This is a genomic window from Klenkia marina, assembly GCF_900101025.1.
In the GTDB taxonomy this organism is placed as follows: domain Bacteria; phylum Actinomycetota; class Actinomycetes; order Mycobacteriales; family Geodermatophilaceae; genus Klenkia; species Klenkia marina.
Genome location: NZ_FMUH01000005.1, coordinates 302,958 through 324,010, shown reverse-complemented (window position 1 = coordinate 324,010; position 21,053 = coordinate 302,958). Strand labels below are relative to the sequence as shown.

Genomic DNA, 21,053 nt, shown 5'->3' with positions numbered 1-21,053 from the left:
GGGCTCCCTCGCCCCGTGGTGCGGGGCGGTTCGTCAGCGGCGGTGGCGGACCAGGCGGGCGCTGTTGACCGCCACGGCCACCGAGCTGGCGTTGTGCAGGACCGCGGCCAGCACCGGCGACAGCGCGCCGCCGCCGGCCACCAGCAGGCCGACGCCGTTGACCGCGATCGACATGCCGTAGTTCTGCCGCACGATGTGCAGCGTGCGGTCGCCGAGGTCGCGCAGGTCGAGCAGGTGCCGCAGGTCGTCGCCCACGAGCGCGACGTCGGCGGTCTCCACGGCCACGTCGGTGCCGGAGACACCCATGGCGATGCCGATGTCGGCGCTGGCCAGGGCGGGGGCGTCGTTGGTGCCGTCGCCGACCACCGCGACCACGTGCCCCTCGGCCTGCAGCGCCCGGACGACGTCCTGCTTGTCCTCCGGCAGCACCTCGGCCCGCCACTCGTCGATGCCCAGCTCCGCGGCCACCGCGGCGGCCGCGGTGGCGTGGTCGCCGGTGAGCATGACGATGCGCCGCACGCCGGTGGCCCGCAGCCGGGCGAGCACCTCGGGGGTCTCGGGCCGCACCTCGTCGCGCAGGCTGATGAGCCCGACCAGCTCGCCGTCGACGGCCAGCAGCAGCGGGGTCTCGGTCTGCGCGCGGAGGTCGGCCAGCCAGCGGACGGCGTCCGCGGGCACCGGCACGCCCTCGGCCGCCATGAGCGCCTCGCTGCCCAGCAGCAGCACGCGGCCGTCGGCCTGGGTGCGCATGCCGAGCCCGAGCAGCACCTCGCACTCCTCGTGCGGCGGGATGAAGACGTGGCGCTCCTCGGTGGAGCGGATGACCGCCTGGGCCAGCGGGTGCCGCGAGTGGATCTCCGAGGAGGCCGCGTAGCCGAGCACCTGCTCTGGCGTCCAGTCGGGCGCGAAGGACACGACGTTGGTGACCACCGGGCGCCCCACGGTGAGCGTGCCGGTCTTGTCGAACACGACGGCGTCGACCCGGCCGGCCGCCTCGAGGTGCGCGCCGCCCTTGATGAGCACCCCGCGCGAGGCGCCGTTGCCGATCGCCGCGCTGACCGCGGTGGGGGTCGAGAGCCCGACCGCGCAGGGGCAGGCGACCAGCAGCATGGTCATGGCCCGGCGCACGTCGCGGGTCACCAGCCAGGTGAGCGCGGCCAGGGCGAAGGACGCCGGCACGAAGCGGCGGGAGAACTCGTCGCCGACGGTCTGGATGGGGGCGCGGTCGTCCTGGGCCTGCTCGACCCGGGCGATGATCCGGCCGATCGCCGTGTCGGTGCCGGTGGCCGAGGCGCGCACGACGACGCGCCCGCGCAGGTTGACCGAGCCGGCGTGCACGGTCGAGCCGGCCCGCACGGTGACCGGCAGGGGTTCCCCGGTGATCGCGGCCTGGTCGACGACGCCCTCGCCCTCGACCACGGTGCCGTCGACGGCGACGGTGGCCTGCTCGTGCACGACGACGAGGTCGCCCACGCGCAGCCGGGCCAGGTCGACCTGGCGCTCGACGTCGGGCTCGCCGCCCTCGCCGGGCACGATCACCCAGGCGGTGGACTCGGTGCCGGCCAGCAGTGCGGAGATGGCGTTGCGGGTGCGGCGCAGGGTGAGGTCCTGCAGCCACTCGCCGATGTTGAGCAGCCACAGCACGGTGAGCGCGACGACGTTCTCCCGCAGCAGCAGGCTGGCGATGGTCGCGGCGGTGACCAGGGCGTCGGTGCCCGCCGTCCGCTCGCCGGTGAGCGCGCCGACGGCGCCCTTCATGAACGGGTAGCCGGTGAAGACGGTGATCGCGGTGGCCGCCAGCCGGCTCCGCCCGGACAGCACCGGCGGGCGGCCGAGCACGTAGCGCCGGACGCCGAGCAGCACCAGCGCGGCCCCGCCGACGGCGATGCGCAGCAGCTCGCCGTTGCCCACGTCGGCCGAGCGCGGCGCGCGGGCCACGACGGCGTCGGCCGGCCGCTCGGCGACGGCGGCGACCGCGGTGAGGACGGTGGCCCGGTCGACACCGGTTTCGGTCCACACGACCACGTGGCCGGTCACCGGGAACGCCTGGACGGCGAGCACCCCGACCACGTCGGCGACGGCGTCCTCGACGAGCACGGCGCGCGAGGGCGACCCGACGAGCCAGGGGGCGTGCAGCCGCACCCGCCCGCCGGCGTCGGCGACGAGCACGGGGACCTCGGCGGCGGACGGGGCAGGCATCAGTGGCTGTGGTCGTGCCCGGCGGTGCGCTCGGCCGGCGGGGGAGCCTGCTCGCCGAGGTCGGCGTAGGCCTGCGCCCGCACGTCGCCGGCGGCCAGGCGGGTCTTCTCGACCACCCGCTCGGCCCGGCGGGCGCCCAGGATGCCGAGCTTGGTGGCCGCGACGGCGACCTTCTTCGGCAGGCTGCCGGCGTCCCCGCCCTCGGCGGCGCGGACGACCACGACGCCGACCACGCCGGTGGCGACGGTCCCGGCGGCCTTGCGGAGCAGGCCCCCGGTGCGGGAGGTGCGGGACTTCGGTGCTTCGGCCACGGGGCGCTCCTGGTTCGGCGATGGACGTGCGAGGCTGTGCGCGGTCACGGTAGTGGGAACCATGTTCATCGAAGGAGGCGGGGTGCGCACGCAGGTACAGGTGGCGGCGCCGCGGCTGCGGTCCACCGACGTGCTCGTGGGTCTGCTGCTCGTCGTGGTGGCCGCACGGTTCCTCGCCCCCGGCGCCTTCGACGCCCCGGCCGTGCAGGCCTGGTCGACGGTCTTCGTCGCGGTGTGCCTGCAGGCGCTGCCGTTCCTGGTGCTCGGCGTGCTGCTGTCGGCGGCGATCAGCACGCTCGTGCCGCCCTCGTTCTTCGCCCGCGCCCTGCCCCGCCGGCCCGCGCTGGCCGTCCCGGTCGCCGGCGCCGCCGGCCTGGTCCTGCCCGGGTGCGAGTGCGCCTCGGTGCCGGTCGCCGGCAGCCTGGTGCGCCGCGGGGTCACCCCGGCCGCGGCGCTGGCCTTCCTGCTCTCGGCGCCGGCGATCAACCCGGTGGTGCTGGTGGCCACGGCGGTCGCGTTCCCCGACGACCCCGAGATGGTCGTGGCCCGGTTCCTGGCGTCGCTGGCGGTCGCGCTGGTGATGGGCTGGCTGTGGTCGGCGTTCGGCCGCGGGCGGTGGCTGCAGCTGCCACCGCGCCACGAGCACCCGCCGGGCACCGGCCGGGCCGCCGCGTTCCTGTCCGTCGTCCAGCACGACCTGGTGCACGCCGGCGGCTTCCTGGTGGTCGGCGGGCTCACCGCGGCCACGCTCAACGTGGTCGTCCCGCGGTCGTGGCTCGACGGTGTGGCCGCCGAGCCGGTGCTCGCCGTGCTCGTGCTGGCCGCGTTGGCGGTGCTGCTGGCGATCTGCTCGGAGGCCGACGCGTTCGTCGCCGCCGGGCTGACCTCGTTCTCGCTCACCGCCCGGTTGGCCTTCCTGGTGGTCGGCCCCGCCGTCGACGTCAAGCTGGTCGCGCTGCAGACCGGCACCTTCGGTCGCCGCTTCGCCGTGCGGTTCGCCCCCACCACCTTCGTGGTGGCGGTCGCCGCGGCCGCGCTGGTCGGCTGGTGGCTGCTGTGAACCGGCTGACCCAGCACCTCCTGCTCGTGCTGCTGGGCGGGGTGACCCTGCGGGTGTCGCTCGGGCAGGGCCACCTGGCCTACGTGCAGGCGGGGTTCCGGCCGCTGCTGGTCGCGGCGGGTGCGGTCGTGCTCGCGGTGGGGGTGCTCGGTGCGCTGCGCACGCGGCCCGGCGGGCCCGAGCACCCGGGGCCGCGGGTCGCCTGGTTGCTGCTGGCGCCGGTCGCCGTCCTGCTGGTGGTGGCCCCGGGGCCGCTGGGGTCGTTCACCGCGCAGCGGCAGGCCGCCCCGGTGGTCGCGGTCGAGGGCGACGCCCCGTTGGGCATCGGCGCCGACGACCCCGGGCAGAGCCACCGCACCATGACGTTGTCGGGCTACGCCATCCGCACGCAGCAGAGCGACACCTCGCCGCTGGAGGGCCGCAGCATCCGGCTGGTCGGCTTCCTGTCCCCGCGGGAGGACGGCGGCTGGTACCTCACGCGCATCCGCATCGCGTGCTGCGCCGCCGACGCGAGCGCCGTCCGGGTGGTGCTCGACGGCGAGGTCGAGGGGGTCGCCGACCAGTGGGTCGAGGTGGTGGGGGAGCACACGCCCTCGCTGCCGCACCCCTCGGAGGGCTACCCGGAGCCGGCCCTGGTGCCCGTCTCGATGACCCCGGTGGACCCGCCGGCCGACGGCTACGAGGACTGAACCCGGCGGGGCAGCGACCAGGCGGCGGCCAGCGCCGGCAGAGAGAGCAGGGCGAGCAGCAGCAGGGTGGGCGCCGCGCGGCCGCCGGTGACCTCGGCGGCCAGCACCAGCACGACCCCGCCGGCGTTGCCGGCCAGCAGCAGCAGGCTGGTCGCCCGGGCCGCGCGGGCCGCGCCCACGTGCAGCTCGGCCCACTCGAGGGCCACCGGCAGCCCGGCCAGGAGCACGAACCCGACCAGCGGGAGGACGACGACGAGCACCGTCGCCCCGGCCGTCCGGGGGACCGCCGCGGCGACCGCGAGCCCGACCGCGCTGGTCAGCGCGGCGACCAGCAGCACCGTGCGGCGCCGGTCGCGGGCGGCGGCCAGGGCCGGCAGCACGGCCGCACCGACGATGCCGGCGACGGTCATGGCCGCGATGAGCACGCCGGCGCGACCGGGGGCGCCGAGGTCGTCGAGCACGGCGTCCAGCCAGGTGGCGACGGCGTTGAACACCCCCACCCCGACGAAGAGCATCACCGCCAGGCCGACCAGCAGCCGGTCCGGGCGCAGCCGCCCGGCCGGGGCGTCGGGCGCCGCGCCGGCCTCTGACCGCGGCCCCACCCGCCGGGCGAGGACGACGAACACCAGCCCCACCGCCGCGACCGCGACGGCCTCGGCGCGCACCAGACCGCCCACCCCGACGGCGTCGACGGCCGGCTGGGCGACCAGGGCGGCGACCAGGATGCCGACGAACTGCCCGGCGCTCGCGGCGGCGATGGCGGCGGTGCGGCCGGCGGGGGAGACGTAGCGGACGGCGACCACCGTGGTGGCGCCGAGCACCAGCGGTTGACCCAGCGAGAGCACCACCTGTCCGGTCAGCACCACGGCGTAGGAGTCCGCGGCGAGCGCACGCACCACGGCGCCGCCGACGGTCAGCGCGGCCCCCGTGGTCAGCGCCGGCACCAGCGAGCGGTCCAGCCAGCGGCCGGCGGGGAGGGCGAGGAGCACGAACAGCAGCGGGTTGACCGCGGCCAGGTTGGCGACCGCGCCGCTGCCGACGCCCAGGGCCGCGGCGGACTCGGCGCTGACGGGGGAGAAGGTCAGCCACAGCACCTGGGTGGCTGCCACCAGCGCGCAGAAGGCCACGACCAGCGCCCGCGCCCCGGTGGAGGTGGCCGGGGTGGCGGTGCCCGGTGCGGTCATGTCCTGCTCCTCACCCGCGCACCGGTCGGCCCGCTGGGGAGAGGGTGGCCCGGAGGACGCTCTGGGTCAAGCGTCCCAGTCGGACGACCCGATCAGATCTCGGTGACCTCGAAGGTGCGGCTGGGCGCGACGAACTCCTCCTGGGCCGCGACGGTGAGGATCTCGCGGCTGCCGGCCTCGGCGGTCATGCGCAGCAGCCCGAACACCGAGGAGGCCGCCGCGCCCAGGGCCTGGGCGGCCGACCCGGTGGACATCCAGTGCGCCAGGAACAGCGCGGCGATCGCGTCGCCGGCGCCGTTGACCGACAGGCCGAGCTCCGGGGTGCGCACCCGCCAGGCCCGCCCGCCCTCGGCGGCCAGCAGGTCGACGGCGTCGTCGGGGGTGTCCTCGACGTCCAGGCTGGTCACCAGCACGACACGGGGGCCGGTCGCCTGGAGCGCGGTGACCGCCTCCAGGACCTGCGGGAGGGTGGTCGTTGTCCGCCCGGTGAGCAGGTCGAGCTCGAAGTGGTTCGGGGTGACCACGTCGGCGGCCGGGACGGCGACATCGCGCATGAACTCGGCGATGCCGGGGCGGACGAACACCCCGCGCCCGACGTCGCCGATGACCGGGTCGCAGCAGTAGACGGCGGCGGGGTTGGCAGCCCGCACCCGGGCGACGGTGCCGACGACCGCGTGCCCGATGTCGGCCGAGCCCAGGTAGCCCGAGAGCACGGCGTCGCAGCTGCCCAGCACGCCGCGGGCGGCGATGCCGTCGACCACCTCGTCGACGGCCTGGCCGTCGAACACGCGCCCGGTCCACGAGCCGTAGCCGGTGTGGTTGGAGAACTGGACGGTGTGCACCGGCCAGACCTCGTGCCCCAGCCGCTGGAGGGGGAACACCGCGGAGGCGTTGCCGACGTGCCCGTAGGCCACGTGGGACTGGATCGAGAGGACGTTCGCCACGGCCCGGGACCCTACTCAGCCCGTGCGGGCCGCGGTCACCACCAGGTTGTCGGTGTAGCTGCGGGCACCGGCGTCGAAGGCGCCGGTGCAGGTGATCAACCGCAGCACGTCCTCGGTCGTCGCGCCGAACACCGCGGCGGTCGGGAACGTGTCCTTGGCGACCTGCTCGGTCCCGGTGACGGTGTAGGTCGCCACCGAGCCGTCGGCGGTGGTCAGCTCGACGGTGTCCCCGGGGGTGAGGTCGCGCAGCTCGTAGAACACCGCGGGGCCGGCGGTGGAGTCGACGTGGCCCATCAGCACCGTCGGACCGCGCGAGCCCGGCCGGCCGCCGGGGGCGAACCAGGCGACGTCGGAGAAGTCCTCGGGCACCTCGGCCGTGCCGTCCGTGGCGACCCCGAGGCCGATCAGGTCCTGGTCCACCCCGAGGGCCGGGATCCGGACGGCGGTCGGCTCGGGCACGGCGGCGGGGTCCAGGGACGACGTGGGCGGGGTCGCAGCGGATGGGGCAGCGGGTGGGGACGGGCCGGGGGAGGACGGAGCGGGGGAGGACGGAGCGGGGGAGGACGGCGGGGGCGCGGCCGCGGGCTCCGTCGCCCCCGCGCAGGCCGAGAGGGCCAGCACGGCGCCGACGGCCAGCACGAGGGGACGGAGCCCGCGGGAGGTCACTGCTGCTGCGCCCGACGACGCAGGGCGACCGCGCCGCCGCCGGCCAGCAGGGCAGCGGCACCGACCGATGCGACCACGGTCCCCGTGGACCCCTGGTCGGCGGCTGCGCTCGTGCCACCGGCGCCGGTCTCGACACCGCCGACGGGGATCTCCGTCAACTGCCCGCGCACCGCACCGGCGGCGTAGGCCGACGTGTGGGTGTCGGTGAAGAACGCCGACGGGTTCGCCTCGATCTGGTCGAGGGTGAAGCCCTGACCGGTGTCGGTTCCGTCCGGGGCCACGCCGGTGGTGAAGGGGCCCTGCAGGCACCCCGAGCTCACGAGGCGACCGGTGCCGTCGTCCTCGGGGTTCGGGAACGCGATCCGGGGCGGCCCGGCCTGCCCGGCGGCCGCCTCGTGGATGTGCGTCGCGGTCTTCGCCGGCGACTGGTAGGGCGGGGTGACGCCGGTGAGGCTGATGTCGTAGCAGATCACCTCGGTGTCGGAGTTGATCCGGTAGGTGAAGGTGCCGCTGGCACCGGGCTCACCCGGGGTGGCCACCCCGTCGTTGTCGATCACCGTGTCGGGGGTGGCCATCGCGGTGAACGCGCTGGTGAAGGTGGCCGGCTCGGCGACCTCGGTCTCGGCTGCCGCGGGCCCCACGGCGGTCAGGGCCAGTGCTCCGGCGGCGCCGGTGACGACGGCGGTGCGCAGGAGGGCGGTGCGGGTGCGGGTGCGGGACATCGTCGGGCTCCAGTGCTCGGTGGTCGCTGTCCCCGGGGTGTACGGCGCCCACCCCGGGTGCGTTCACCGCCTCGCGCGGTCCTCAGAGCGACGAGGTGAGCACGACCGCGCCGGAGCTGTCCAGGACCTCGAAGGACGCCGCGTCGGCCCGCAGCACCGAGCTGTTCAGGTTGCAGACCATCTCGGCCGGGCCGGTGCCGATGAACTCCCCGGCGGACACCACCCGGCCGTCGTCCTCGGTCACCTGGGCCCGGTACACCTCACCGGCGGCGAAGCCCGCGCCGTGCAGCTGCACCTCCATGCCCCAGGTGTGCGGGACGACGTCCGCGGTGGCCTGGACCTCCGGGACCGCCACCTGCACCGCCACCGGTTCCAGGGGCGGGGGCTCGGGCACCGGCCGGACCAGCCAGCCGACCCCGAAGCCGGCCGCGGCGATCCCGGCCGCGGCGACCGCCGCGGCCCAGCGGCGTCGGTGCAGCGGTACCGGGACGGTCGCCCGCTCGGCGGCGATGCCGGCCAGCACACGGTCCCCGAGGTGTGCCGGTGGCCCCGGCAGGTCGTCGACGCGGGCGGGGTCGACCGCGGCCAGCCGGTCGCGCAGCGGCGCGAGGTCGGCCAGCTCGGCGCGGCAGGAGGCGCAGCCGTCGAGGTGGGCGCGCACGGCGGTCCGCTCGGCGGGTGTGCCGTGCCCGAGTGCGTAGACGCCGAGCTGCTCGCGCAGGTCGCGGTGCGTGCTCACGGCTCCACCCCCATCTCCTCCAGCGCCAACCGGAGCGCCTTGAGCCCGTAGAAGACCCGACTGCGCAGTGTGCCCACCGGGATGCCCAGTTCGGCGGCGACCTCCCCGTGCGGCCGCCCCAGCAGGTGCGTCTGCACGATGGCGACGCGGTGGTCGGTGCCCAACCGGCCCAGCGCCTCCTCCACCACCCAGGCGTCGACCAACGTCTCGTCGAGCCCGACGTCGACCGGGACGTCGTGCCCCGCGTCGCCGTCCAGCGCACGCTGCCAGGGGCGCACGGCGAACCGGCGGGCCTCGTCGACCACGACGTTGCGGGCGATGGCGAACAACCAGGTGCGCAGCCCGGCCAGCTGGGGGTCGTAGGAGTCCGCCGCCCGCCAGGCGCGGAGGAACACCTCCTGCACGACGTCCTGGGCCGCGCCGTCGTCGCCCAGCTGGCGCAGGGCGAACCGGTAGAGCTCGGCGCCGTGCGCTGCGTAGGCGGCCCGGGCCTCGAAGGCCTCGAGGGCCTCGACGGGCCCCGGCACCGGTGCGCGCGCCCGAGGGGAGCGCCCCGTCAGCCGTCCCACCATGCCGCACCCTCCCGTCGTGTCCGTGGGTGTACGGGCGCCGAGGCCGCGACGTTCATCGAGCGCTCGCCTCGCCCTGCCCGACCCCGGTCACGAGGTGGTCACGATCCGGCTGTGCGCTACCGATACATCAGGCATGAGCGCTCACGCAGCCTCCGTCGGACACCCCGGGCGATGCCCGCACTGGTCCGACCCCGCGCACCAGGCCGCGATCACGGCGGCGTACGACTCCCTGTGCCAGGCCCTGACCGGGCCGATCGCCACCCTCCGCCTCGTCGGCGGACGCGGGGCGACGGCACGACCGGCGCACCGCGTCCGCGAGCTCGGCCGGCTGGCCCGCACGAGCCAGCAGCCCGAGCGCGCCGCCCTGCTGCGCTGGAACGCACTGCCGGTGGCCGTGCGCCAGGTGCTGCTCGACTCCTGGTACGGCCGCGCAGCCTGAAGGACCCCCTCGCCCCCCACGACGCGCTCCGCGCGCCGTGGGCCCCTGCGAGGGGGCCGTTCCAGCACGTCGCTAGGCGTCGATGACGACGGGGATGATCATCGGGCTGCGGCGGCCGTTGCGGTGCGCCCACTGCGCGACCGCGCGGGTGATGAGCTGCTCGAGCTGCAGCGCGCCGCCCACGCCCTCCTCGGCCGCCTTGGCGAGCGCCTTCTCGATCAGCGGGACCACGCCGTCGAAGGTGCCCTCGTCGTGCACGAAGCCGCGGGCCAGGAAGTCCGGCGGCTCGGCCAGCAGGCCGGTGTCGGCGTCGACGATGGCGACCACCGTGATGACGCCCTCCTCGGCCAGGTTGCGCCGGTCCTTCAGCGAGGCCTCGGTCGCACCGCCCACGGTGGCCCCGTCGACGTAGACGTTGCCGGCGCTGACCTTGCCGGTGATGCGGACCTTGCCGTTGACCAGGTCGACGACGTTGCCGTCCTCGGCGAGGACGACGCCGCGCGGGTGCACGCCGGTCTTGATGGCCAGCTCGCCGTTGGCCTTCAGGTGCCGCCACTCGCCGTGCACCGGCATGACGTTGCGCGGCTTGACGATGTTGTAGCAGTAGACGAGCTCGCCGGCGCTGGCGTGCCCGGACACGTGCACCTTGGCGTTGCCCTTGTGCACGACGTTCGCGCCCCAGCGGGTGAGCTCGTTGATGATGCGGTAGATCGCGTTCTCGTTGCCCGGGATGAGCGAGCTGGCCATGAGGACCGTGTCGCCCTCGGAGATGCGGATGACGTGGTCGCGGTTGGCCATGCGCGACAGGGCGGCCATCGGCTCGCCCTGCGACCCGGTGCAGATCACGCACACCTGGTCGGGGGGCAGCTTGTCCATCTGCTTGAGGTCGACGACCAGGCCCTGGGGGACGTCGAGGTAGCCCAGCTCGCGGGCGATGCCCATGTTGCGCACCATCGAGCGGCCCACGAAGGCCACCTTGCGGCCGTGCGCGTGCGCGGCGTTGAGCACCTGCTGGATGCGGTGCACGTGGCTGGCGAAGCTGGAGACGATGACCCGCTTCGGGGCGGTGCGGAACACCGTCTCGATGGCCGGCACCAGGTCGCCCTCGCTGAGGGTGAAGCCGGGGACCTCGGCGTTGGTGGAGTCGGTGAGGAAGAGGTCGACGCCCTCCTCGCCCAACCGGGCGAAGCCGCGCAGGTCGGTGATCCGCTGGTCGAGGGGGAACTGGTCCATCTTGAAGTCGCCGGTGTGCAGCACGATGCCGGCCGCGGTGCGGATGGCGACGGCCAGCGCGTCGGGGATCGAGTGGTTGACCGCGAGGAACTCGGTCTCGAAGGGGCCGAAGGGCACGCGGTCGCCCTCGGCGACCTCGCGCAGCACCGGCTTGATCCGGTGCTCCTCGAGCTTGGCCGAGATGAAGGCCAGGGTGAGCTTGGAGCCCACCAGCGGGATGTCGCGCCGCTCGCGCAGCAGGTAGGGCACGCCGCCGATGTGGTCCTCGTGGCCGTGGGTGAGGACGATGGCCTCGATGTCGTCCATGCGGTCACGGATGGACGTGAAGTCGGGGAGGATGACGTCGACGCCGGGCTGGTGCTCCTCGGGGAACAGCACGCCGCAGTCGACGACCAGCAGCTTGCCCTCGTGCTCGAAGACGGTCATGTTGCGGCCGATCTCGCCGAGACCGCCGAGCGCGACGATCCGCAGGCCCCCCTCCGGGAGGGGCGGCGGGGTCTTCAGCTCGGGGTGCGTGCGGCTCATGGGTCCCACGCTACGGGGCCCCACCGACAGGACCGGTCGCGGCTGCCGCGCGCGGCGGCGTGCGCGGTCGGGTGGACGGCGGGTCCGCCGGGCGGGCGGGTGGTGGACGGCGGATGATCTCCCGGTGACGACGGGACGACCAGCCCGGTCACCTCTCACCCCCACGGGTCAGCAGGCCGACCGCGGGGGCGCGGTGTCGCTACGGTCTGCGGTGATGACCGACGGCCCCGATCCGGTGCACCCGGGCGGCCCGGACCTGGAACGGCCGGGTGGCCCGGCGGCCGAGGGTGCCCCGGAGGGTCTCCCGGCCGGCACTCCCGACAGCGGGCAGGACGACGGTCCCGGGTCCGGGCGCGGTCCGGTGGCCCGCTGGTGGCGCCCGGTGCTGGGCGTGCTCCTCGCGGTCGGTGCCGTGGTGGCCGTGGTGGTGTTCCGGCAGTCGGTCCTGGGCTGGTTCGCCACGATCGCGTCCACCGACCCCCGCTGGGCGCTGGCGGCGGTCGCCGTCCAGCTGCTGTCGATGCAGTGCCTGGTGTGGCAGCAGCAGCTGCTGCTGCGGTCGGGCGGCGGGGTCGCGCCGCAGGGCAGCCTCACCGCCACCGTGTACGGCGGCAACGCGATCGCCGTCGGCCTTCCGCTGGCGGGGTCGGCGGCGAGCGTGGCCTACGGCTTCCGGCGCATGCGCGACCTGGGCAACAACGCCGTCCTGGTGAGCTGGACCCTCGCCGTGTCGGGGGTCTGCTCGACGGTGGCCCTGGCCGCGGTCGTGGCGGTGAGCTCGGCGGCGACGGGCAGCACGGTGGGCGCGGTGGTCGCGTCGCTGGCGTCGGTGGCCGCCGTCGTCCCCGTGCTCACGCTGCTCGCGGTCACCCGCAGCGCCGAGGCCAAGAACCTCGTCGTCAAGCTGCTCATGACCGTGCTGGCGCCGCTGTCGCGCTGGTTCCGCGTGCTGCGCCCGGCCGTCGTGGGCCCGGCCGTCGACGACGCCCTCACCTCGCTAGGGTCGATCCGCCCGGGGGCGCGCAACGCGGTGGCGGCCGGTCTGCTGGCGCTGGCGAACTGGGTGCTCGACGCGCTGTGCCTGCTGTTCGCGGTGCACGCCGTCGGTGCCGAGCTCTCCCTGCGGGGAGCCGCGCTGGCCTTCGCCGCCGGCGCCCTGGTCTCCTCCACCCGGCTCACGCCGGGGGGCATCGGGGTGGTCGAGGCGGCGGTCGCCTCCGCCCTGGTCGCCGCGGGCCTCCCGGCCGCCCAGGCGGTCCCGGCCGTCGTGGTCTACCGGTTCATCAGCCTCTGGTTGCTGGCCGCCATCGGGGCGCTCTGCCTGGTGCTGGCACCCCGGCCGGTGCACCCTGCGGAGGGGTGACCGTGCCGGATGGGACGCTGGTCGGGTACACACACAGGTTTCGCAGTGCAGTCGAGTGCAGGAGCAGGGCATGCCGCAGGGGTTCGTGAAGTGGTTCAACGCCGAGAAGGGGTTCGGTTTCATCGGGCCCGACGACGGTGGTGAGGACGTCTTCGTGCACTTCTCGGCCATCGAGGACACCGGTGGGTTCCGCAGCCTCGACGAGGGCGCGCGCGTCGAGTACGAGGCCAGCCCGGGTCAGCGCGGCCTGCAGGCCGACCGGGTGAGCCCGCTGGGCGGTCCGCCGGTGCAGGTCGACCGCTCGCAGTCGCGGGAGGTCCGGCGCGACGACCGTGGGCCCCGGCGCGAGGAGCGCGCACCCCGTCGCGAGGCGCCGCGTCGTGAGGCCCCGCGCTCGTCCGGCGGCGGCGCCGAGGGCACCGTGCGGTTCTTCAACGGCGACAAGGGCTTCGGGTTCATCACCCCCGACGCCGGTGGCGACGACGTCTTCGTGCACTTCTCCGCGATCGTCGACGACGGCGGCTACCGCAGCCTCGACGAGGGCCAGCGGGTGCTGTTCGAGGCCACCGAGGGCGAGCGCGGCCTGTCCGCCACCCACGTCGAGCCGCTGGCAGGCGGCGGTGGCGGTGGCGGCGGGTACGACGCCGGCTCCGGCCTGCCGCAGGCCACCGTGCGGTTCTTCAACGGCGACAAGGGCTTCGGGTTCATCACCCCCGACGACGGCGGTGACGACGTCTTCGTGCACTTCTCCGCGATCGTCGACGACGGCGGCTACCGCGACCTCGCCGAGGGCCAGCGGGTCGAGTTCGAGGCCACCCAGGGCGACCGGGGCTGGCAGGCCACCCACGTGCAGCCGCTCCCGGGCGGTGCCGGCGGTGGCCGCGGCTCGGGTCTGCAGCAGGGCACCGTGCGCTTCTTCAACGCCGACAAGGGCTTCGGGTTCGTCGAGCCCGACGACGGCTCGCGCGACGTGTTCGTGCACTTCTCGGCGATCGAGGACGACGGCGGCTACGGCGACCTCGAGGAGGGCCAGCGCGTCGAGTTCGCCGCCAGCACGGGCGACCGAGGTCCGCAGGCCGACGTCGTCCGGCCGCTGGACTCCGCCGGTCCGCCGCCGCGCCGCGACCCGGCCCGCCGCGAGGCGCGGCGCGACCCCGGTCGGTCCACCCCGCGAGAGCGCTCGCGCAGCGAGGCCCGGGCGGTGCCGGTGCCGATCGAGGGCGGGCAGGGCGGCACCGTGAAGTGGTTCCACGGCGAGAAGGGCTTCGGCTTCATCGCCCCCGACGACGGCAGCGCCGACGTGTTCGTGCACTTCTCGGCCATCGCCGACCGCGGTGGCTTCCGCGACCTCGAGGAGGGTCAGCGGGTGCAGTTCACCGCCAGCCCCGGCGAGAAGGGCCCGCAGGCCGACGCGGTCGAGCCGCTCTGACCCACCCGGTGCCGGCTCAGTAGGCGAGCGCGTCCGCCGCTGGGCCGGCCACCGGGTACGTGGCACCGTCCGCCGTGGCGGTGGCCAGGTCCTGCGCCCCGACGTAGGTGCTCCACCCGGCACCTGCGTCGAGCTCGACCTCGACGGGTGCCCCGTCCACGGTCCGCAGCTCGACGTCGACCCCGGGTGGGGCGAAGACCACGGTGGTGCGGTCGAACCCCCCGCCGTCCGAGCCGGGGACCAGGCAGGTGGCGGCCACGACGACCCGGGCGGGGTCGGTCCCGGCCGGGTAGGCGCTCCCGCCGCAGTCGTTCCACGACGACGTGAAGCCCCCCGCCGTCTTGCGCACGTAGCCGGACCCGGTGGTGGTCACCACGGCGCCGTCGGGCAGCACCGCGGCGACGGCCACCACCTCGTCGCTCCCGCCCGAGGGGGTCGGCACGTCGGTGGCCCCGAGCACCGAGACCTGCAGCCGGTCCGGCGCCCACCCGGTGGCGTCGGCGATGGTGGCCAGCGCCCGCTCGTAGGCGTAGGTCGAGGCGGTGAGGTTGCCCGACCGGCTCGCCGCCCCCGGCCCCGCGTCGGCGAGGGACCAGCTCGGCTCGCCGGTCGGGACGGGCCACAGCTCGACGGGGGCGTCGTCGGGGCCGTCGGCGAGGACCCGGAGCCCGCGCTGCCAGGTGCGGTCGAGGACGGCCGCGGCGACCCCGTCGGTGGTCGGCAGGTCGACCCACCCCTGCGAGACCAGCCCGGTCGAGGGGTCGACGTCGACGCCGGTGCGGGCCCCGAGGTCGGTGCCCTCCTCGGCGACCACGACCAGTCGGACGGCGCCGTCGGCCCCGGGCACGGTCACGGCCATCGCGGTCTCGTCGAGCACGCCGGAGCCGAAGCCCGTGACGTCGAGGTCGGCGGGGGAGGCCCCGTCCGGCCCGGTCAGCCAGTACTGCACCCCGTCGGGCCCGGCGACGAGCAGCACGCGGACACCCAGGACGTCGTCGCCGTACAGCAGGCGCAGGCCCTCGCCGGGTCCGCCGTCGGCGACCAACCGCGCACGGACGGCGGCGAGCAGGTCGGGGTCGCCGGCGAGCGGGCCACGAGGTGCCGCGGCGAGCGCCCCTCCCGGGTCCGGGCGGGCGGCCACGGGCCGACCGGTGGTGGGCTCGGCCGTCGGCTGCTCCGCCGGGGACGGCATCCAGACGCCGGCTGCCACGACCGCGGCGACCCCCACGGCACCGAGGACCGTCCGGCGGGCGCGCCGGGCCGAGGTGGCCCGCACGGCGCCGACCACCGCGTCGTCGTGCAGGGCGGCGGTGCCGCAGAGCCCGGCGAGGACGTCGAGTCGCCGGGGCAGGTCGGCGGGCAGCCGCTGGAGGAGGGGGTCGAGGTCGACGTGGGGGAGCAGGGCGGTGGTGCGCTCGGGGTCCCACTGCTCGTGACCGCGCAGGACGACGGCGGTGCGCTCGTCGCGGTCGAGGGCGTCGAGGCGGGTCGCGAGGTCGCGGGCGTCTGCGAGGTCGGCTGGAGCGGCCCACCAGGGGGCGGGCAGCTCGCCGGTGATGCGACCGGCACAGGCGGACGACCAGCGGCGGCGGTGCACCCGGACCAGGGCGACGACACCGGTGTCGTGGTCGGTCGGGGGCCGGCCGCGGGAGAGGGCGCGGACGACCAGGTGCTGCGCAGCGACCTGGTCACCGGTGAGCAGGAAGGCCGTCGGCAGCAGCTCGCGCCACAGCGACCGCGCTGCGCCGTCCCGTCTCCCCATGCGCGGAGTCAACGGCATCGCACCACCTCCGGTCGACCCCTGCGGTGCGGCAGGGTCAGCGGCGGTGCAGGCGGACGTGCAGCTCGCGGACCCGGGCCGACAGCTCGTCGTCGGGACCGTCGACCGGGACGCCGGGTGCCACGGCCTGCACCGGGAGCGTCGCCACCGGGCCCGGGGCCACGCCCAGCTCGGCCAGCCACCCGGCCAGCTGGGCCGACGAGCTGGCGTAGACGATGCGGCCCAGCCCCACCCAGGCGTGCGCGGCCGAGCACATCGGGCAGTGCTCGCCCGAGGTGTAGACGGTGGCGGAGGGGCGCTCGGCAGCGGGCACGTGCGAGGCCGCCCAGCGGGCCAGCTCGACCTCCGGGTGCCGGGTCGAGTCGCCGCCGGCGATGCGGTTGCGGTCCTCGGCCAGCACCGTGCCGTCGGCGGCCACCAGCAGCGACCCGAAGGGTTCGTCGCCGGCGTCCAGGGCCTCCTCGGCCAGCTCGACGCAGCGGCTCAGGTGCCGGCGGTCGACCTCGGTGAGGCTCACAGCGACACGACCTCGCCGGTCGTGGCGCTGCGTCGGGCAGCGTCGAGCACCCGGGCGGTCGCGACCGCGTCGCGCGGGTCGACCGGCACCGGGCCGGTGCCCCGGACGGCGGCCGCGAACGCCGGGTAGAAGGTGTCCCAGCGGCCGCGCTCGGACTCCACCACGGTGGCCGACGCCCCCCGCTGCAGCCGCCCCCACGCCGACGCCGGTTCGGTGCCCCACGTCGGGGACGCCGGCGACTCCCCGGCCAGCAGCGCGAACTCCTGACCGTCCATCGCGCCCATGCCGTTCTCGAGCACCTCGGTGCCCACCACGTAGCTGCCCGCCGACCCGGTGACGCGGAACCGGGGCCCCGGCGCACCCGACCGCCAGCTCCCGCCCAGCACCGACCGCGCCCCGCCGGCGTGGTCGAGCACCACCAGCACGTCGTCGTCCAGCCCGGTGGACCGCAGCGACCAGCGCGCGAACACCGAGCTCACCGGCCCGAGCAGCACCAGCGCCTGGTCCACCAGGTGGCTGCCGAAGTCGCGCAGCGTGCCGCCACCGGCCGCGCCGGGTCCGTCGCCGTCGGCCATCCGCTCGAACCGGGACTCGAGGACCCGCACGGACCCGAGCGAGCCGTCGTCGACCAGCCGTCGCAGCGTCAGGAAGTCCGAGTCCCAGCGCCGGTTCTGGTACGGCGACAGCGGCAGCCCGGCCGCCTCGGCCTTCTCCACCGATGCCTGCGCCGCGTCGGCGTCCATCGCGAACGGCTTGTCGCAGACGACGGCGAGCCCGAGGTCGATCGCCCGGTCGGTGAGCGCCGAGTGCGTGTCGGCCGGGGTGGAGATCGCCACCGCCTCGGCCCCGGCGTCCACCAGGGCCTCCAGCGAGTCGAAGCACGCTGCCGAGGGTTGGTCGGCAGCCACGAGCGTGCGCCGCTCCGGCGACGTCGTCACGACCCCCAGGAAGTCGACGGACGGGGCCGCGGCGAGCAGCGGGGCGTGGAACCACCTCCCGCCGAACCCGTAGCCGACCAACCCGAACCGCACCGCACCGGAGTCCACGAGGGGCAGTCTGGCTCAGCAGGGCAGGTCGTGGTCCAGCGGGACGTCGTCGAGCTCGGTCACGAACTGCGCGAGCACGACGGACCCGCCACCGGTCAGCGGGGGCAGCCCGCACAGCTCGGCGGCGCCCACCGGGTCGAGCGCACCGGCCAGCCAGCTGTCCAGCTCGTGCAGCGGCGAGCCCGACGGCACCCAGCCGACGATCTCGCCCCACTGCCGGTCGGTGGAGTACAGCCCGACCCGCGCCCCGGTCTCGGCCAGGTAGGAGACCATGCCCTCCAGCGTCACCCGGTTGTTCGCGCGCGCTGCGGCGGACCCCGTCTGCCAGGTGTTCATGGTCTCGACGTCCAGCCACCACACCAGGTCGGCGGGGACGACGGCGACCCCGGCCCGGGCCGCGGCGGGCAGCAGGAAGGCGTGGATGTCCACGGCGGCGCGGGTGCGGCCGTAGACCCAGGAGCACGCCGGCCCCGGGTCGCCCGCGCACGCGCCGTAGGGGCTCTCGCCGCTGCTGGGCCAGGTGGGCGGCCGGGGGTCGAGCTGACCGGGGTTGGCGGTGTTGACGTAGACCTGCAGCCCGGGGGAGCCCGGCAGCGCGGCGGCCCACGCGAGCTGGTCGGCCAGGCAGGGGTTCACGGTGGTGGCCACCCCGCCGTTGACCCCCACGATGCCGAACGCCGAGTCGGCCGGGAGCTCCTGCCCGCACTGGGGGTAGGAGACGTCGTGCCCGACGCCGTCCGACGCGGCGGCGGCCCCGGGCCAGGCCAGCGCCCCCACCAGCAGCCCCGCCACCACGGCGAGGGATCCCCGTCGAGCCCCCATGGGCGGGACGGTACCCGCGACGCACCACCCGCGGGGCACACTCGGGCGGTGCCCAGCGACCTGACCGCCCGCCTCCGCGCCGCCGGGCTCGCCGAGGTCGACGACGGCACCCGGCGGCGGGCCGAGTACAGCTCCGACGCCTCCAACCACCGGGTGGTCCCGGCTGCCGTGGCGCACCCGCGCGACGCCGACGAGGTGCTCGCCGCCCTCGCCGTCTGCCGCGAGCTGGGGGTGCCGCTGACGATGCGCGGCGGCGGGACGTCCATCGCCGGCAACGCGATCGGCCCCGGGCTGGTGCTGGACACCTCCCGCCACCTCACCCGCATCCTCGAGCTCGACCCCGCCGCCGGCACGGCCGTCGTCCAGCCCGGGGTCGTGCTCGACCGGATCACCGACGCCGGCGCGCCGCACGGGCTGGCCTACGGACCCGACCCCTCCACCCACTCGCGGGCCACAATCGGCGGCACGATCGGCAACAACGCCTGCGGCGCGCACGCCATGAGCGCCGGCCGGGCCGCCGACACCGTCGTGTCGCTGCGGGTGGCCACCGCCGGGGGCGACGTGCTCACCGCCGGGCCGGGTGCCGCGGGCCCGGTCGACCTGTGGCCGGTGGTGGACGCGAACCTCGCCGCGATCCGCACCGGGTCGGGCCGCTTCCGTCGACAGGTGTCGGGCTACTCGCTGGAGCACCTGCTGCCCGAGAACGGCCGGCACGTGGGCCGCTTCCTGGCCGGGTCCGAGGGCACCCTCGCGGTCCTGCTGGAGGCCACCGTGTCGCTGGCCGAGGTGCCTGCGGCCACGGCGCTGGTCGTCCTGGGCTACCCGGACATGCCGGCGGCCGCCGACGCCGTCCCGGCCCTGCTGCCGCACGCCCCGCGCGCGGTCGAGGGGATGGACGCCCGGCTGGTCGACGTCGTGCGCCGGCGGCGCGGCCCGCAGGCGGTGCCCGACCTGCCGCGCGGCGAGGGCTGGCTGTTCGTCGAGGTCGCCGGCGACTCCGACCGCGCGGCGCGGGACGCCGCCCGCCGGCTGGCGACCGACGCCGGCGCGCTGGACTCGCTCGTCGTCACCGGACCCGATGCGCTGCGGCTGTGGCGCATCCGCGAGGACGGCGCCGGACTCGGTGGGCGCACCCCGGCCGGCGCCCCGGCGTGGCCCGGGTGGGAGGACGCCGCCGTCCCGCCCGAGCACCTGGGCGACTACCTGCGCGACGTCCGGGCCCTGCTCGACGCGCACGGGCTCGACGCGCTGGTGTACGGGCACTTCGGCGACGGGTGCGTGCACTCGCGCATCGACTTCCCGCTGGCCGACCGGCCGCACGTGCTGCGGGAGTTCGTCGAGGCCGCGGCCGACCTGGTCGCCGGGTACGGCGGGTCGATCAGCGGCGAGCACGGGGACGGCCGGGCCCGCAGCGAGCTGCTGCCCCGCATGTACGGCCCCGAGCTGCTGGCCGCCTTCGCCGCGGTCAAGCACGCCTTCGACCCCGCCGGGCTGCTCAACCCCGGCGTGCTCGTCGACCCCGAACCGCTCGACGCCACCCTGCGCCTGCCGCGGGCCCACCCCCTGCGCGCCCGGGCCTTCGCCCTGGCCGAGGACGGCGGGGACCTCGCGGTGGCCGCGCACCGCTGCACCGGGGTGGGCCGCTGCCGCGCCGACGCCACGGCCACGGGCGGGGTCATGTGCCCCTCCTTCCTGGCCACGGGTGACGAGCGCGACTCCACCCGGGCCCGGGCCCGGGTGCTGCAGGAGGCCGCGAACGGCGAGCTCGTCGGCGGGCTGGGCGCGCCCGAGGTGCTGGACTCCCTCGACCTCTGCCTGGCCTGCAAGGGGTGCGCGGTCGACTGCCCCACCGGGGTCGACATGGCGACCTACAAGGCCGAGGTGCTGCACGCCCGGTACCGCCGCTGGTGGCGGCCGCGCACGCACTGGTCGCTCGGCTGGCTGCCGACCACTGCCCGCTGGGCCTCCCGAGCGCCGCGGTTGGTCAACGCCGTGCTGGGGACGGCGGCCGGCGCCGCGCTGACCCGGGCCGCCGGCGGGATCGACCGCGACCGCGCCCTGCCCCGCTTCGCGCCGGAGACCTTCCGCGCCTGGCACGCCCGGCAGCCCGCGGGGGACGGCGACCCGGTGCTGCTGTTCGTCGACACCTTCACCGACCACTTCGCCCCCGAGGTCGGCCGGGCCGCCGTGGCGGTGCTGGCCGACGCCGGGTACGCGGTGCGGCTGCCCGACCCGACCTGCTGCGGGCTGACCTGGATCTCCACCGGGCAGCTGGACACCGCCCGCGCCCGGCTCGCGGCGACGGTGGCCGCGCTCGACCGGGGGGTGCCCGTGGTGTCGTTGGAGCCCTCGTGCACGGCCGTGCTGCGCGGCGACGCCCGCGAGCTGGTGCCCGGACCGGCGGCCGAGCGGGTGGCGGCGGCCACGCACACGCTGGCCGAGCTGCTCACCGCCCGCGGCTGGACCCCGCCGGACCTCACCGGGGTGCGCGGCGTCGCCCAGCCGCACTGCCACCAGCACGCCGTGCTCGGGTGGGACGCCGACCGTGCCCTGCTGGCCGGTGCGGGGGCCGACGTCACCGCCGTGGGCGGGTGCTGCGGGCTGGCCGGGAACTTCGGGGCGGAGGCCGGCCACCACGCGGTGTCGGTCGCGGTGGCCGAGACCGCGCTGCTGCCGGCCGTGCGCGCGGCCGGGCCGGGCGCCGCGGTGCTGGCCGACGGCTTCTCCTGCCGCACCCAGCTCGACCAGCTCGCGGGGGTGCGCGGACGCCACCTGGCCGAGGTGCTGGCGGAACGGTTGAACGTTTGACTAAC

19 protein-coding genes are annotated in these 21,053 nt (G+C 76.2%); 6 read left to right on the top strand and 13 right to left on the bottom strand.

Annotated features, from left to right (window positions below):
* Positions 1–33 precede the first annotated feature (33 nt).
* Complete coding sequence (locus BLP29_RS15980; RefSeq protein ID WP_092806263.1) at positions 34–2,199, bottom strand: heavy metal translocating P-type ATPase; 2,166 nt, start codon at positions 2,197–2,199, stop codon at positions 34–36.
* Positions 2,199–2,510 carry a DUF1490 family protein gene (locus tag BLP29_RS15975; protein ID WP_165839407.1) on the bottom strand — a complete coding sequence of 104 codons (312 nt, stop codon included), beginning with the start codon at positions 2,508–2,510 and terminating at the stop codon, positions 2,199–2,201. The genes BLP29_RS15980 and BLP29_RS15975 overlap by 1 nt, the downstream gene beginning before the upstream one ends.
* Positions 2,511–2,592: 82 nt before the next feature.
* On the opposite strand from BLP29_RS15975, the gene BLP29_RS15970 reads away from it, so the two are divergent.
* Together BLP29_RS15970 and BLP29_RS15965 are read left to right on the top strand one after the other, a co-directional pair.
* Entirely contained in the window at positions 2,593–3,570 is a 978-nt protein-coding gene (locus BLP29_RS15970) for a permease (RefSeq protein WP_207798534.1), read from the top strand.
* Positions 3,558–4,259: a TIGR03943 family putative permease subunit gene (locus BLP29_RS15965; RefSeq protein ID WP_165839406.1), complete on the top strand. Its 702-nt coding sequence runs from the start codon at positions 3,558–3,560 to the stop codon at positions 4,257–4,259. The genes BLP29_RS15970 and BLP29_RS15965 overlap by 13 nt, the downstream gene beginning before the upstream one ends.
* On the opposite strand, the gene BLP29_RS15960 is transcribed toward BLP29_RS15965, so the two are convergent.
* From BLP29_RS15960 to BLP29_RS15935, 6 genes are all read right to left on the bottom strand, one after another.
* Positions 4,247–5,443 (bottom strand): MFS transporter, encoded by a 1,197-nt coding sequence (locus BLP29_RS15960; RefSeq protein ID WP_092806255.1) that lies wholly within the window; start codon positions 5,441–5,443, stop codon positions 4,247–4,249. The genes BLP29_RS15965 and BLP29_RS15960 overlap by 13 nt on opposite strands.
* A gap of 92 nt (positions 5,444–5,535) precedes the next feature.
* Complete coding sequence (gene pdxY, locus BLP29_RS15955) at positions 5,536–6,387, bottom strand: pyridoxal kinase PdxY (RefSeq protein ID WP_092806253.1); 852 nt, start codon at positions 6,385–6,387, stop codon at positions 5,536–5,538.
* 15 nt (positions 6,388–6,402) lie between these two features.
* Positions 6,403–6,846, bottom strand: coding sequence for a class F sortase (locus tag BLP29_RS15950; RefSeq protein ID WP_207798533.1), 444 nt, complete (start codon positions 6,844–6,846; stop codon positions 6,403–6,405).
* Between the two features lie 203 nt (positions 6,847–7,049).
* The gene (locus BLP29_RS15945) at positions 7,050–7,775 is read right to left on the bottom strand and encodes a CHRD domain-containing protein (protein WP_092806251.1); all 726 of its coding nucleotides are present in this window, start codon (positions 7,773–7,775) and stop codon (positions 7,050–7,052) included.
* An 82-nt stretch (positions 7,776–7,857) separates the two neighbouring features.
* Entirely contained in the window at positions 7,858–8,514 is a 657-nt protein-coding gene (locus tag BLP29_RS15940; protein ID WP_092806249.1) for an anti-sigma factor family protein, read from the bottom strand.
* Positions 8,511–9,041 (bottom strand): sigma-70 family RNA polymerase sigma factor, encoded by a 531-nt coding sequence (locus BLP29_RS15935; RefSeq protein ID WP_243470018.1) that lies wholly within the window; start codon positions 9,039–9,041, stop codon positions 8,511–8,513. The genes BLP29_RS15940 and BLP29_RS15935 overlap by 4 nt, the downstream gene beginning before the upstream one ends.
* A gap of 178 nt (positions 9,042–9,219) precedes the next feature.
* On the opposite strand from BLP29_RS15935, the gene BLP29_RS15930 reads away from it, so the two are divergent.
* Positions 9,220–9,525: a hypothetical protein gene (locus BLP29_RS15930; RefSeq protein ID WP_092806245.1), complete on the top strand. Its 306-nt coding sequence runs from the start codon at positions 9,220–9,222 to the stop codon at positions 9,523–9,525.
* Between the two features lie 72 nt (positions 9,526–9,597).
* On the opposite strand, the gene BLP29_RS15925 is transcribed toward BLP29_RS15930, so the two are convergent.
* Positions 9,598–11,283 carry a ribonuclease J gene (locus tag BLP29_RS15925; RefSeq protein ID WP_092806478.1) on the bottom strand — a complete coding sequence of 562 codons (1,686 nt, stop codon included), beginning with the start codon at positions 11,281–11,283 and terminating at the stop codon, positions 9,598–9,600.
* 214 nt (positions 11,284–11,497) lie between these two features.
* Here BLP29_RS15925 and BLP29_RS15920 point away from each other — a divergent pair, with 214 nt between their 5' ends.
* Together BLP29_RS15920 and BLP29_RS22010 are read left to right on the top strand one after the other, a co-directional pair.
* Positions 11,498–12,646 (top strand): lysylphosphatidylglycerol synthase transmembrane domain-containing protein, encoded by a 1,149-nt coding sequence (locus BLP29_RS15920; RefSeq protein WP_165839405.1) that lies wholly within the window; start codon positions 11,498–11,500, stop codon positions 12,644–12,646.
* Between the two features lie 70 nt (positions 12,647–12,716).
* Positions 12,717–14,075 (top strand): cold-shock protein, encoded by a 1,359-nt coding sequence (locus BLP29_RS22010; RefSeq protein WP_481269000.1) that lies wholly within the window; start codon positions 12,717–12,719, stop codon positions 14,073–14,075.
* Positions 14,076–14,091: 16 nt separating this feature from the next.
* On the opposite strand, the gene BLP29_RS15910 is transcribed toward BLP29_RS22010, so the two are convergent.
* The 4 genes from BLP29_RS15910 to BLP29_RS15895 are packed head-to-tail and all read right to left on the bottom strand — an operon-like array spanning position 14,092 to position 18,240.
* Positions 14,092–15,837, bottom strand: coding sequence for a hypothetical protein (locus tag BLP29_RS15910; protein ID WP_092806239.1), 1,746 nt, complete (start codon positions 15,835–15,837; stop codon positions 14,092–14,094).
* A gap of 55 nt (positions 15,838–15,892) precedes the next feature.
* On the bottom strand, positions 15,893–16,372 hold the full coding sequence (locus BLP29_RS15905) for a nucleoside deaminase (RefSeq protein WP_092806237.1): 480 nt from the start codon (positions 16,370–16,372) through the stop codon (positions 15,893–15,895).
* Positions 16,369–17,418, bottom strand: coding sequence for a Gfo/Idh/MocA family protein (locus BLP29_RS15900; RefSeq protein ID WP_243470017.1), 1,050 nt, complete (start codon positions 17,416–17,418; stop codon positions 16,369–16,371). The genes BLP29_RS15905 and BLP29_RS15900 overlap by 4 nt, the downstream gene beginning before the upstream one ends.
* Positions 17,419–17,433: 15 nt before the next feature.
* Positions 17,434–18,240: a glycoside hydrolase family 25 domain-containing protein gene (locus tag BLP29_RS15895; RefSeq protein WP_092806235.1), complete on the bottom strand. Its 807-nt coding sequence runs from the start codon at positions 18,238–18,240 to the stop codon at positions 17,434–17,436.
* A gap of 48 nt (positions 18,241–18,288) precedes the next feature.
* On the opposite strand from BLP29_RS15895, the gene BLP29_RS15890 reads away from it, so the two are divergent.
* Positions 18,289–21,048 (top strand): FAD-binding and (Fe-S)-binding domain-containing protein, encoded by a 2,760-nt coding sequence (locus BLP29_RS15890; RefSeq protein ID WP_092806233.1) that lies wholly within the window; start codon positions 18,289–18,291, stop codon positions 21,046–21,048.
* Positions 21,049–21,053: the final 5 nt, after the last annotated feature.

Excerpts from the sequence above, each read along its gene's own strand:
- BLP29_RS15930 (WP_092806245.1), top strand. The coding sequence starts at position 9,220 with ATGAGCGCTCACGCAGCCTCCGTCGGACACCCCGGGCGATGCCCGCAC.
- BLP29_RS15910 (WP_092806239.1), bottom strand. The coding sequence starts at position 15,837 with ATGGGGAGACGGGACGGCGCAGCGCGGTCGCTGTGGCGCGAGCTGCTG.
- BLP29_RS22010 (WP_481269000.1), top strand. The coding sequence starts at position 12,717 with ATGCCGCAGGGGTTCGTGAAGTGGTTCAACGCCGAGAAGGGGTTCGGT.
- BLP29_RS15925 (WP_092806478.1), bottom strand. The coding sequence starts at position 11,283 with ATGAGCCGCACGCACCCCGAGCTGAAGACCCCGCCGCCCCTCCCGGAG.
- BLP29_RS15960 (WP_092806255.1), bottom strand. The coding sequence starts at position 5,443 with ATGACCGCACCGGGCACCGCCACCCCGGCCACCTCCACCGGGGCGCGG.
- BLP29_RS15920 (WP_165839405.1), top strand. The coding sequence starts at position 11,498 with ATGACCGACGGCCCCGATCCGGTGCACCCGGGCGGCCCGGACCTGGAA.
- BLP29_RS15980 (WP_092806263.1), bottom strand. The coding sequence starts at position 2,199 with ATGCCTGCCCCGTCCGCCGCCGAGGTCCCCGTGCTCGTCGCCGACGCC.
- BLP29_RS15895 (WP_092806235.1), bottom strand. The coding sequence starts at position 18,240 with ATGGGGGCTCGACGGGGATCCCTCGCCGTGGTGGCGGGGCTGCTGGTG.
- BLP29_RS15945 (WP_092806251.1), bottom strand. The coding sequence starts at position 7,775 with ATGTCCCGCACCCGCACCCGCACCGCCCTCCTGCGCACCGCCGTCGTC.